At 69.8% G+C, this 12,090-nt stretch carries 12 protein-coding genes; 8 read left to right on the forward strand and 4 right to left on the reverse strand.

Annotated features, from left to right (window positions below):
- Positions 1-60 precede the first annotated feature (60 nt).
- Positions 61-636: a CGNR zinc finger domain-containing protein gene (locus GUY60_RS01545; protein WP_161692996.1), complete on the reverse strand. Its 576-nt coding sequence runs from the start codon at positions 634-636 to the stop codon at positions 61-63.
- Between the two features lie 103 nt (positions 637-739).
- Between GUY60_RS01545 and GUY60_RS01550 the strand changes: the two genes are divergently transcribed.
- A complete protein-coding gene (locus GUY60_RS01550; RefSeq protein ID WP_161692997.1) occupies positions 740-1,912 on the forward strand; it encodes an epoxide hydrolase family protein in 1,173 nt (390 codons plus the stop codon).
- Positions 1,913-2,044: 132 nt separating this feature from the next.
- On the opposite strand, the gene GUY60_RS01555 is transcribed toward GUY60_RS01550, so the two are convergent.
- The 3 genes from GUY60_RS01555 to GUY60_RS01565 form a co-directional block, all read right to left on the reverse strand.
- Positions 2,045-3,325, reverse strand: a complete 1,281-nt coding sequence (locus GUY60_RS01555) for an MFS transporter (RefSeq protein WP_161692998.1) — start codon at positions 3,323-3,325, stop codon at positions 2,045-2,047.
- Between the two features lie 81 nt (positions 3,326-3,406).
- The gene (locus GUY60_RS01560; RefSeq protein ID WP_161692999.1) at positions 3,407-4,240 is read right to left on the reverse strand and encodes a DUF8832 domain-containing protein; all 834 of its coding nucleotides are present in this window, start codon (positions 4,238-4,240) and stop codon (positions 3,407-3,409) included.
- A 211-nt stretch (positions 4,241-4,451) separates the two neighbouring features.
- Complete coding sequence (locus GUY60_RS01565) at positions 4,452-5,285, reverse strand: PIG-L family deacetylase (RefSeq protein WP_161693000.1); 834 nt, start codon at positions 5,283-5,285, stop codon at positions 4,452-4,454.
- A 415-nt stretch (positions 5,286-5,700) separates the two neighbouring features.
- Between GUY60_RS01565 and GUY60_RS01570 the strand changes: the two genes are divergently transcribed.
- The 7 genes from GUY60_RS01570 to GUY60_RS01600 all read left to right on the forward strand — a co-directional run bounded on the left by GUY60_RS01570 (position 5,701) and on the right by GUY60_RS01600 (position 12,057).
- Positions 5,701-6,387, forward strand: coding sequence for a GntR family transcriptional regulator (locus GUY60_RS01570; RefSeq protein WP_161693001.1), 687 nt, complete (start codon positions 5,701-5,703; stop codon positions 6,385-6,387).
- Positions 6,384-7,190 carry a carbon-nitrogen family hydrolase gene (locus GUY60_RS01575; protein ID WP_161693002.1) on the forward strand — a complete coding sequence of 269 codons (807 nt, stop codon included), beginning with the start codon at positions 6,384-6,386 and terminating at the stop codon, positions 7,188-7,190. The genes GUY60_RS01570 and GUY60_RS01575 overlap by 4 nt, the downstream gene beginning before the upstream one ends.
- 13 nt (positions 7,191-7,203) lie before the next feature.
- Positions 7,204-7,905, forward strand: coding sequence for a DUF2848 family protein (locus GUY60_RS01580; RefSeq protein WP_161693003.1), 702 nt, complete (start codon positions 7,204-7,206; stop codon positions 7,903-7,905).
- Positions 7,905-9,428 carry a 4-hydroxyphenylacetate 3-hydroxylase family protein gene (locus GUY60_RS01585; RefSeq protein WP_161693004.1) on the forward strand — a complete coding sequence of 508 codons (1,524 nt, stop codon included), beginning with the start codon at positions 7,905-7,907 and terminating at the stop codon, positions 9,426-9,428. The genes GUY60_RS01580 and GUY60_RS01585 overlap by 1 nt, the downstream gene beginning before the upstream one ends.
- A gap of 68 nt (positions 9,429-9,496) precedes the next feature.
- The gene (locus GUY60_RS01590) at positions 9,497-9,844 is read left to right on the forward strand and encodes a cupin domain-containing protein (protein WP_161693005.1); all 348 of its coding nucleotides are present in this window, start codon (positions 9,497-9,499) and stop codon (positions 9,842-9,844) included.
- A 20-nt stretch (positions 9,845-9,864) separates the two neighbouring features.
- On the forward strand, positions 9,865-10,392 hold the full coding sequence (locus tag GUY60_RS01595) for a flavin reductase family protein (protein ID WP_161693006.1): 528 nt from the start codon (positions 9,865-9,867) through the stop codon (positions 10,390-10,392).
- Positions 10,393-10,638: 246 nt separating this feature from the next.
- Complete coding sequence (locus tag GUY60_RS01600; RefSeq protein ID WP_161693007.1) at positions 10,639-12,057, forward strand: MFS transporter; 1,419 nt, start codon at positions 10,639-10,641, stop codon at positions 12,055-12,057.
- Positions 12,058-12,090 lie beyond the last annotated feature (33 nt).

Raw genomic sequence — 12,090 nt, forward strand, 5'->3', positions numbered from 1 at the left:
CGCGCAACGGGACCGGGACTTGACCTCTGGTACGAGTCCCCGTTGGTACGGACCTCGGTGTCACTCCGCCGATCCGGCATTTTTGCGCTGGTTGGCGTTGAAGCGCGCCTTCTTCTCACGATTCCCGCACGTGTTCATGTCGCACCACCTGCGGGTGCGGCTTCGGCTGGTGTCGAAGAAGGCGGCTCGGCAGGTCGGTGAGGCGCACAAGGCGAGTTTTCCGTCTCGTTCGCCCGCGATGATGCTGATCGCGTCGGCGGCGATCACGCCGAGGGCGTCCTCCACGCGGGAGGCCGAGCTGAGCCGCCACTGCCGCTCGCCCTCGGGCGTCAGGACCGCCGTTGCCCGGCCTTGAGTGCTGCGGTCATTGATGACGTGGACTGCGGATGCGGGCAGAGCGTCCTGGGTCGCGGCCGCTGTCGCGGTGGCGTGGATCGACTCCCTCAGTTCCCGCGCGAGGTCGAGCTGGGCAGTCGTGCAGGAGTCCACGGCGAGGCCGTTCACCGCGAGCCAGTCGACGAGTCGCTGCGGCGTGGGAATGCGCTCCACAGCGTTGCCGTGACGCTCCGAGAGAGTCCCCGTGAAGCTGGTCGCCAGCACGCTACCGAGGCGGAAGTCAGGGAACTCAGCAGGCATGGAACCACCATAGCCGGTTGCGCGTGGGTATGGAGAGGCGCTAGAACCGTCATTGCCGGTTCGCGATGAGGTGTAGCCGGTTCCGCGATGGCCAGGAGGTCTCATGCCCCGTCCGACCAGCGACGTACGAGCATTTGAAGCCCGCGCGACCGACGCCGACCTCGACGATCTGCGCGCGCGACTGGCCGCGGCGCGGCTGCCGGAGGCCGAGACGGTCCATGGCGCCGCGCCCGGCCCGCGCCGATGGGAACAGGGCGTTCCGCTCGCCGACCTCGTCGATGTCGTGGACTACTGGCGCACCGGGTACGACTGGCGGCCGTTCGAGGAGCGCCTCAACCAGATCGGCCAGTTCCGAACGACCATTGACGGTCTGGGAATTCACTTCCTGCACCGCCGATCCGCGCGTGCGGATGCCACTCCGCTGATCTTGACTCACGGCTGGCCGGACAGCATTGCCCGGTTCATCGATGTGGTGGAAGAGTTGGCAGATCCAGAAGACGCGGCCGCGCCCGCGTTCCATGTCGTGGTCCCGTCGCTGCCCGGTTTTGGTTACAGCGACAAGCCGGCCGCCACCGGGTGGGGAACCGAAAAGATCGCGGCCGCCTGGGTGGAATTGATGGGAAGGCTCGGCTACAGCAAGTTCGTGGCTCACGGCGGGGATTGGGGCGGCAATATCACCACGGTTCTCGCCGGCAGGTTCCCGGCGCACGTTCTCGGAATCCATACGACGTTCGCTGAGGGACCGCCCGGGTTGAGCACGGACGGGCTGACGGCGGTCGAGCGCGAGTGGGCCGAGGAAACCCGCGATTTCTGGCGCAGCCGTGCGGCGTACGCGAAGCAGCAGGCGACCCGGCCGCAGACCATCGGCTACTCGCTCGTCGACTCACCGGTCGGGCTTCTCGCCTGGATTCTCGACAAGTTCGCCGAGTGGTCGGACACCGAGGACAGCCCGTTCGAGACGATTTCCCGAGACCGCGTTCTCGACGACGTCACGCTGTATTGGCTGACGCGGACCGGCGCATCGGCGGCCCGCATCTACTACGAGAGCCACAACTCCCTCGACCCCGAACTCCGGGTCGAAGTCCCGTCAGCTCTCACGATGTATCCCCGCGATGTCGAAAAGTGTCCGCGCCCCTGGGCGCAGGAGCGGTACCGGCAGATCGTCCGCTGGAGCGAGCCCGAAACCGGGGGACATTTCCCGGCGCTTGAGGTTCCCGAGTATTTCGTCAAGGACCTGCGAGAAGGCCTCGCGGCAGTGCTGGCCACTCATCGGTGAACGCGGCCGGATTGCCTGAACTCGATCACCGTCCGATCCGGTCGCTTCTTCTGCCGCGCCTCCGCTCGTGACCGTGGCCGCCGCCCGCGCGGGAGCGGGACGGCGGCCAAGTCTCCTGCTGTGAGCGGGAGTTCACGCGGCCTTGGACAGCGTGGACCGGTCCCCGCGCGGTGCGGGCAGGGTGGGTGCCACGGGGCTGGTCGTGGTTCCGGTGCCGCGTCCGTCGTGGCGTGGCCAGAGGGCGAGGGCGACGGACGCCCCTGCCGCGGCGAGGACCGCGAGCACCGACCAGGCGACGGTGAAGCCGGCGCTCGTGCCCAGCCATCCCGCGATGGGATAGGTGATCAGCCAGGCCAGGTGGGAGAGGGAGAACTGCGCCGCGAAGGCCTCGGGGATCGCGTTCCGGGAGACGGAGGCGCGCAGGACCTTGCCGGTCGGCGTGATGATCAGCGCCATGCCGATGCCGATCACGGTCCAGATGATCGCTGTACCGGCCCATGAGGTGAGGCCGGTCGCGATGAGCGTCACCGCGGCGGCCGTGCCGCCGACGAGGACTCCGGCGCCGGTCGTCATGACGGTGCGGGCCGCGATCCGGTCGAGGACACGGGGCAGTACGAGGGCGGCCAGGAGGGTGCCGGTGCCCGAGGCGGCGAGCATCCACGCGACGCCCGACTGGGAGCCGCCGAGCTCGTCGCGTACGTAGTTGACGGTGTTGACGACGACGATCGAACCGGCCGCCGCGACCACGAGGTTGAGCGCCATCAGGCCGCGCAGCCGGGGCGTCCTGAAGAAGGTTCTGATTCCCGCTGCCGCCTTGTCCCAGGCCTTGGTGTGGGCGCTGGGGTGGGCGTCGGGAATACGCGTCCACAGGACGAGCAGGCCGGAGAGGAGGAACCCGGCGGACGTGCCCAGGAACAGCCGGTCGAAGCTCATGAACGTCAGGGCGACGGCGGCGAGTACGGGGCTGAGCAGGCTCTCCATGGTGGACGCGACCTGCGATGCGGACAGGGCGCGGGTGTAGTCGGACTCGTCGGTGACGATGTCGGGGATGACGGCCTGGAACGTCGGGGTGAACGCGGCGGAGGCGGCCTGGAGCAGGCCGATCAGGACGTAGATGTGCCAGACCTCGGTGACCAACGGCAGTGCGAGGACCACCGAACCGCGGACCACGTCGAGCAGGACCAGGAGGGTTCTTCGGGGGAGCCGGTCGACGTACGCGGCGGCCAGCGGGGCTATGACCACGTACATGACCATCTTGATGGTGAGGGCGGTGCCGAGTACCAGGCCGGCGTTCGGTCCCGCGAGATCGTAGGCGAGCAGTCCGAGGGCGACCGTGGTCAGGCCGGTGCCGAACAGGGCGATGACCTGGGCACTGAACAGGCGGCGGTAGTCGCGGATGGCGAACAGACGCATGGCGGTGTCCTTCTGTGTGCGTGGGGCGGGGCGCGGCCCCGGGGTGGCGGCCGTGGCCCGCGCGTACAGGCGGGGTTGTCCCTACGCACCGGCGACGCTCTCCGGTGTGAGGCCGGCGAACAGGCCAGCCGCGGTGGTTCGTACGGTGAACTCGGCCGTCCGTACGACGTCCTCGTGCTTGAAGTCCAGGAACAAGCGGTACGTCCCGGCCGTGGGCGCGACCGCCATGAAGGAGATCTCGGGCCCCGGCGCGGTGTGCCCGTCACCGGGTGCGCCCTCCGGGTGGACATGGAGGTAGCCCAGGTCGCCGACCCGCAGCGCCACGAGGTGTCCGTACGCGGCCAGGTAGGGCTGGAGGTCGGTGACGGGTATGCCGTTCCGGCTGACGGTGAGGGTCAGTTCGCTCGCCTCGGCGGGCCGGAGCTCGCCGTCGAGCGCGACGCTGTACTCGCCTATCAGTGCGGTCCCGGTGGCCTCGGGAAGCGGCTGCGGGTCGTACGGTCCGGACACCGCGACGTCGATCCCCAGCGTCATGGTCCCGTCGTGGCCGGCCGGGTGGACGTCGGTGAAGAACCTCCAGTCCCCGGGTTCCAGGGCCAGTTCGACGCTCCAGGTGCCCTTCTCGTCCCGCACCGGATGCACGTGCTGGAACCCGGCGGTGTCGCGCCGTACGGCGATGAAGTGCAGCTCCTTCTCGTGCTCGGGCACGAACTCGGTCACGGCCCGCCCGTCGGGCCCGACCACCCGGAAGCTGACCGGCTGCACGCCGGCGGTGCGGATCGTCGAGTCGAGTTCGAGGGTGTACCCGTCCTCGGAGACGGAGAGGCCGCCGGGGCGGGTGCCGCCGTGGGGCGTGTGGGCCGCGTGGCCGGCGTGGCTGGTGTGGTCGTGACCGGAGTGCTTCGTGTTCGTCATGGCGTCTCCCGTGGGTGCGTGATGCGGCGGCTTCTGGCGTTGTCCGCCCAGGCCGTTGATCGGAACCATATACCCCTGGGGGGTATATGGCCACCGTGTTGGACATGCGAACGCCCCGCCGCGAGGGAGAGGGAGCGGCGGGGCGTTCGGGGTGAGGCGGTGAGGGGGTGGGGGTGAGGCGGTGAGGTTGGGGGGTGCGCGGGCCGTCGGGTCAGCGCAGTCCGGCGAAGAGGTCGTTCTCGGGTACCGGTGCGCCGGTGGTGTCCCGCACGCGTACGAAGGTCTCCATGCCCATGAGCTCGCCGAACCTCTCCTTGCCCATCTTGAGGAAGAAGATGTTCTCGCCCTGACTGGCGTGCGCGGCCAGCGAGTCGAACTTCTGGCCGCTGAACGGGGTCGTGTCCACCCACGTGGTGATCTCGTCGTCCGGGAGCCCTATCTTCGCCATCGCGGCGGCCTCAGCGGGGTCCGGCTCCGGCATGTTCGGGTCGAGCTCGCGCATGAGCTCCCCGAACCGCCGCATCCCCGAGCGGGGCATCGTCGTCCAGTACACCTTCGGCGTCAGCTCGGTCATCTCCAGCGCCGCCACCGTGATGCGGTTGGCCTGGATGTGGTCGGGGTGACCGTAGAAGCCGTTCTCGTCATAGGTGACGACCACATCGGGGCGGTAGTGCCGCATGAGTTCCGCGAGCCGGGCGGCGCCCTCCTCGACAGGGGTCCGCCAGAAGGAGCCCGGGGCGTCGTTGCTGGACCAGCCCATCATCCCGGAGTCGGCGTAGTCCAACGTCTCCAGATCGCTGATCTTCAGGACCTCGCAGCTGGCCTCCAGTTCTTGCCTGCGCATCGCGGCGACGGCCGCCGGATCGTGTTCCGGATCGTCGGGCTTGACGCCCTCAGGTCCGTCACCGCAACGGCCGTCGGTACAGGTCACGAGCACCGTGCGGATGCCTTCCGCCGCGTACCGCGCGAGCACTCCGCCGGTTCCGGTGGCCTCGTCGTCGGGGTGGGCGTGTACTGCCATGAGGGTCAAGGGGCGGTCGGTCATCGAGAGCAGTCCTCCTGCGGAATACGTCTTGGTTCGTATGTGCGGCGGGCGTACCGCGATTCTGGGTGCCGGATCCTGGTGTAGCGGACGACGTTGTCATCGGCGTGTTCCCCGTACGAGGCGCCGGCCCCCGACTGATGCAACCGCGCAGGCCGGACCGGTTGTTCCCCTACCGGTTTCCCGGCGCCTCCGTCGGCGCGGCGAGGGGGTCGCGCGCACCGCCGGCCGCGCCTGGCCGACGGGCTGCGGGAGTGCCGCGACGAGCGCCGACCGCGGTTTCCCGCGCCGCGAACAGCCTGGTCAAGCCCCTTCTCGTAGGCGAATCCCGCGCCCTTGACGACGGATTTCGCGCTTCAACAACCGTCTGTGCGGCGGGACTTGTGCCGCTCGTAGGCGGCTTGTATACATGCTGCCCATGAGCAGCGCACAAGGCGTGAGTCCGAGGTCGGGCTCAGCGCAGGACGTGACCTATGACTGGCTGAAGCGGCACATAGCCCAGCTCCCGCGACGCGACGGCACCTTCCTCACCGAGTCCGGAATCGCCACGGAGGCCGGAACCTCCCGCACCCCGGTGCGAGAGGCCCTGCTCCGCCTCGAGGCGGAGGGGTTCGTGCAGATCGTGCCGAAGAAGGGCGCATTCGTACCGCCGATCTCGGACACCGAAGTGCAGGCGGTGATGCAGGCGCGGGCTCTCGTCGAGGACTTCTGTATTCGTCAAGTGGTCGCCCTTGAACCGGAGTTCGCAGCCGAGCTCGAGCGTCTGGTCGACGAGCAGGAGGCTCTGCTCGACGATCCGGTCGCGTTCATCGACTGCGACCGGGTCTTCCACCGGACGATCGTCCAGCACGCGGGCAACCCCGTACTGGCCGACTTCTACGAGTCGCTCAGGGACCGGCAGATCCGGATGGGACTGCGGGCGGTGGCGCGCACCGAGCACCGGGCGCGTACGGTGCTCGCCGAGCATCGCGCGATCATCGAGGCGGTCCGCGCGGGCGAGGCGGAAGGTGCGGGGGAGGCCGTCGCGGCGCACCTGTCGAGCACCCTGGCCGCCCTCAACCTCCCCGAACTGCCCGCCTACCGGGTGCGGGAGGCGAAGGCATGAGGATCGCCCTGCTGCAGGTGGCCAGCCCGCCCGAGGAGTCGCCGCGGCAGCGGCGCGAGCGGGTCGGCCGCATGGTCGCCGAGGCCCGGGGAGCCGACCTGGTCGTCCTCCCCGAGCTGTGGGCGGCCGGATACTTCGCCTTCGACGCGTACACCGACCGGGCCGAAACCCTCGACGGGCCGACCGTGGAGGCCGGCCGGGCCTGGGCGAAGGAGCTCGGCGCGCACGTCCACCTCGGCAGCATTGTGGAACGGGACGCGGAAGGGCGGCTGTTCAACACGGCCGTCCTGATCGCCCCGGACGGGCAGGTCGCCCACACCTACCGCAAGGTGCACGTCTTCGGATACGCCTCGCGGGAAGCCGAACTCCTCACCCCCGGCGACGCGTTGGAGGTGGCCGACACCGAGCTCGGTCCGATCGGCGCCACCACCTGCTACGACCTGCGCTTCCCCGAACTCTGGCGCGGCCTCGTGGACCGTGGCGCCAAGACGGTGGTCGTACCGGCCGCCTGGCCCGCCGCCCGGCGCGAGCACTGGCGCCTCTTCACCACCTGCCGTGCGGTCGAGGAACAGGTCCTGCTGATCGCCTGCAACGCGGTCGGCGTCCAGGACGGCGGCGTCGAACTCGGCGGTCACAGCCGGGTGGTGGACCCCTGGGGCACCGTCCTCGCCGAGGCCGGAACCTCGGAGGGCGTCACGTTCTGCGACGTCGACCCGGCCGTGGTCGACGCCGTGCGCGCCGAGTTCCCCGTACTCGCCGACCGCAACTGGCCCATGCCCGGCGCGATACCCCGCCCCGACTGATGAGGAAGCGACCGTGACACAAGCAAGCCCGAGCCCGGCGACCGTGAACGTCGCCGGCACCGGAGAGGTACTCGAACTCTCCCCGCGGCGACTGATCGTCGCCGGCTACACCGCACGTGACGAGGCCTCCGTGGCCCACCACATCGCCGAGCTGGCCGCCATCGGCGTACCGCCGCCCGCGTCCGTGCCCGCCTTCTACGACCTCGACCCCCGCCTGGTCACCACCGACGCGGTGGTCGAGGTCGCGGGCCCCGCCACCTCCGGCGAAGTGGAACCGGTCCTGATCCGGCACAGCGGCCGCCACTTCCTGGCCGTCGGCTCCGACCACACCGACCGTGACCTGGAACGCGCCGACATCGCGGCGTCCAAGGCCGCCTGCCCCAAACCCGTCGGCGGCACCGTCGTCGAGATCGGCCCTGATCTGCCGGGCCTCGACCTTCCGGCCCTCCTTTGGGACCGCATCGCCGCCGAGTCCACCGTCGACGACCAGCCCTACCAGGAGGGCAGCGTCGCCACCCTGCGGCACCCCGCCGAACTCCTGGAGCGGATGACCGCCGTACTCGGCGACGTCACCGGCGACCTGGTGCTGTTCTGCGGCACCTTCCCCCTGCTCACCGGAGCGTTCGCGCACGGCAGCCACTGGCGCGTGTGCCTGAACCTCCCCAACGGCACTGCCCTGACCCACAGTTACGCGACCAAGCTGAGGAGCATGTGATGCGCAGCGGATCCGACTACCTCGCCTCCCTGAAGGACGCGCGCCGCGTCTTCGTGGACGGCGAACCCGTACAGGACGTGGCCCACCACCCGGCGTTCGCGCCGATAGCCAGGACCGTCGCGGGCCTCTTCGACACCGCGGCCGACCCCGCCTCCGGCATCGCACGGACCGACCCCGGCACGGGCGCCACCGTCAACCGCCTGTTCACCGCCCCGCGCAGCCGCGAGGACCTCACCGCCTACCGCGAGGCCGCCACCACCTGGGCACGGGAGACGCACGGCTGGGTCGGACGCAGCCCCGACCACGTGGGCGCGTTCTTCGCCGCGTTCGCCGCGCACCCGGAGGCCTTCGGCACGTACTCCTCCTCGGCAGCCGGTTCCGCAGCGGGTTCCGCAGCAGGCTCCGCATCCGGTTCGGCAGCCGGTGAGCACGACTTCGCCGCCAACGTCGCCGCGTACCAGAAGCGCATCGTCGACGAGGACCTCTACCTCTCGTACGCGATCATCCCGCCGCAGGTCTCGCGGGCCACGACCGCGCACGCCTGGGACGGCGACCTCGTGCAGGTCGGCGTCGCCGAGGAGCGGGCCGACGGCATCGTGGTCCGTGGCGCGCAGATGCTCGCCACCGGCGGCGCGGTCGCCGACGAGATCTTCGTGTCCTGCATCAAGCCGCTCGGCCCCGAGGACACCGACTTCGCGCTCAGCTTCGCCGTGCCGGTGGGCGCCGAGGGCCTCAAGCTGTACTGCCGCAGGCCGTACGCGCCCGCCGCGTCCAGCGCGTACGACTATCCGCTGACCACGCGCTTCGACGAGACCGACGCCCTGCTCGTCTTCGACGACGTGTTCATCCCGTGGGAGCGGCTGTTCGTCTACCGCGATGTCGCCGGTCTGCGGCGGCAGTTCTTCGACACGGGCGCGCATGTGCTCGGCAACTGGCAGGCGCAGAACCGGTTCGCGGTCAAGCTGCAGTTCCTCGCCGGGCTCGCCCGCAAGGTCGCCGCGGTGAACGGCGTCGACAAGTTCCCCGGCGTGGTGGAGAAGCTCGGCGAACTGGCCAGCCTGGCTTCGCTGGTGGAGTCGGGTGTGCTCGCTGCCGAGTACACCGCCGAGCCGGACGAGCAGGGCCTGTGGCGTCCCGGCGCGCGTGCGGTGTACGGCGCGATGGGTCTGCAGTCAGAGCTCTACCCGCGCGTGCTCGCCATCCTGCGCGACCTGGTCGGCGGCGGCGTCCTCCAAGTCCCGTCCAGCGTCGCCGACATGACCAACCCCGAGTCACGCGCCGACATCGACCGCTATGTGCACAGCCCCAACGCCGACGCGGAGCAGCGCGTGAAGCTGTTCAAGCTCGCCTGGGACGCGGTCGGCAGCGAGTTCGCCGGCCGCCACCACCAGTACGAACTCTTCTACGCGGGCGCCCCGTTCGTGGTGAAGGGCTACGCCTTCCGCAACTACGGCTTCGACGGCCCGCTCGCCGACGTCGACGCCTTCCTGGCCGGATACGGCCTGGAGACCACGCCCGCCTGACCATGCCCGCCTGACCACGCCCGCCTGAGCACCGCGCCCGTTTCCCGCACCACCAGGAGCAACCCACCATGAGCAAACCCGAGTACGAGTTCTTCCCGGTCGCCGGGGTCCCCTTCACGGTCTGCCCCGGAGACGACCCGAAGATCACCGAGCGGATCCTCGCCAAGGACCCCGAGAGCGGCGTCGCCACCCGCATCCTGCGCTACGAGCCGGGCGCCGACTCCACCCCGATGGGCGTCCAGAAGCACGACTTCTGGGAGGAGGTCTACATCCTGGAGGGCTCCTTCCACGACCTCACCCTCGATCAGACCTTCAGCGCGGGCCAGTACGCCTGCCGCCCGCCGGGCATGCCGCACGGACCGTGGCGCACCGACGAGGGCGTCGTGACCTTCGAGGTCCGCTACCGCACCGCCTGAACCGAACCTGGAGAGTCCCCATGGCCACTCCCACCTCCCCGGTCTCAGCCGTGGACCCCATGGCGATGCGCCGCACGATGGGCCGCTTCGCCACCGGAGTCGCGGTGGTCACCACGAGCGTCGACGGCACACCGCACGGCATGACCGTCAACTCGCTGACCTCCGTCTCCCTTCAACCGCCCCTCCTCCTGGTGTGCCTCACCACCGGTGCCCGCACCACCGAGGCCGTCACCTCCTCGGGGCGGTTCGCGGTCAACATCCTCTCCGCCCGCCAGGAACACCTCGCGATGCGCTTCGCCAAACGCGGCGCCGACCACTTCCAGGGCCTCGACGTCATCCACGGCCGGCATCAAGTCCCCGTCATCCCGGACGCGTTCGCGCATCTGGAGTGCGCGGTCGAGCGGCACTTCACGGCCGGTGACCACATCGTCGTCATCGGCGAGGTGCTCGACGTGTGCGAACGCGACGGTGCGCCGCTCGGCTTCCTCGGCGGCAAGTTCAGTGACATCGCCGAGCGCGGGCACGAGCCCGTCCAGTGGTTCTTCTGACCGGTCCCGCTCACCGAGTCACCTGACCGGTTCTTCTGACCGGTTCGCCTCACCGGTACGTCTCACCGGTTCGTCTCATCGGATGGGCTCAACTCGCCCTCCGGAAACCCCAGTTCGCGGATGCCCCGGGCATCGGTGTGCCTCGGTGGCTGCCGCAACAGCCACCGAGGCGCCGCCGGGCATCCGCCCGCGCCCCTGGTCAGGACAGCAGTCCTGACGCTTCGGACTTCGGCCCCAGGAGTCGACATGGCACATGCCCCCGCTCGAACCAACAAGCGCGAAGCCCACACCAGCCTGCCCATGATCGCCGGCTCCAGCCTCATCGGCACCGCGATCGAGTGGTACGACTTCTTCCTCTACGGCACCGCCTCCGCGCTGGTGTTCAACAAGCTGTTCTTCCCCGCGTCCGACCCGGTCGTCGGCACGATGCTGGCGTTCGCCACATACGCGGTCGGCTTCATCGCCCGCCCGGTCGGTGCCGCCGTCCTCGGCCACTACGGCGACCGCAAGGGCCGCCGCACCACACTGATCGCCAGCCTCGTCCTGATGGGCGCCTCCACCTTCCTCATCGCGCTCCTTCCGGGGTACGCGACCATCGGCGCAGCCGCACCGATCCTGCTCGTCGTGTGCCGCCTGGTGCAGGGGTTCGCCCTCGGCGGTGAGTGGGGCGGTGCCGTCCTGCTCGTCTCGGAGCACGGCGACAGCGGACGGCGGGCGTTCTGGTCCTCCTGGCCCAACGTCGGCCCGCCACTCGGCAACCTGCTCGCGGCCGGGGCCCTGGCCCTGCTCGGGGTGCTGATGCCGGAGGAGGCGTTCCTGGACTGGGGTTGGCGCATCGCCTTCGCCCTGTCCGCGTTGCTCGTCCTGGTCGGCCTGTGGCTGCGGCTCTACATCGCCGAGACCCCTCTCTTCGAGCAGTCGGCAGCTGCGAAGGAGGACAGGCCGAAGGCGCTGCCCGCCGGGGTGGTGATCCGCCACCACTGGCGTGCGGTGCTCCTCGCGGCGGCGACCCGCTTCGGCGAGAACGCCGGCTTCTACATCTACTCCCTGCTTGTCATCACGTACGTCACCAAGATGCTGAAGCTGCCCAACTCCACAGCCCTGACGGCCGTGATGATCGGTCAGGGCGTCGCCGTGGTGACCATCCCCCTCTTCGCGATGCTCGCGGACCGCATAGGACGCCGCCCGATCTACCTCACCGCCTCGGCGGCCACGATCGTGTGGGCCTTCGCGTTCTTCGCGCTCCTCGACACCCGCGACACGGCCGCGATCATCACCGCGGTGGTGGGCGGTCTGCTGATCTTCGCCGCGTACAGCTCGGTGATCGGCGCGTTCTTCTCCGAGCTGTTCCCCACAGAGATCCGCTACTCCGGCGTCTCCCTCGCCTACAACCTGGCCTCGGTGCTCGCGGGTTCCCTGGCACCGATCATCGCGCTCGCGCTGTACGCGGAGTTCGGCACGGGCTACGCGATCGGCGCCTACCTCGCCGTGATGGGCGCGATCTCCCTGACCGCCTCCCTCATCGCCAAGGAGACCCGCTCGGTCACACTCGACGACATCGGCTCGGCGGAGCGGTGCGCCAGCGATCCGGATGTCGACTCAACACCCGTACAGGGCAAGGTGGTTGACGAGCGGCCGCAAGGCGGGCGGGAGGTCACGCGCTGACGGGAGCCTCGACGGCAGGCTCGACACGTCAAG

This window comes from Streptomyces boluensis (genome assembly GCF_009908195.1).
Taxonomy (GTDB): Bacteria; Actinomycetota; Actinomycetes; order Streptomycetales; family Streptomycetaceae; genus Streptomyces; species Streptomyces boluensis.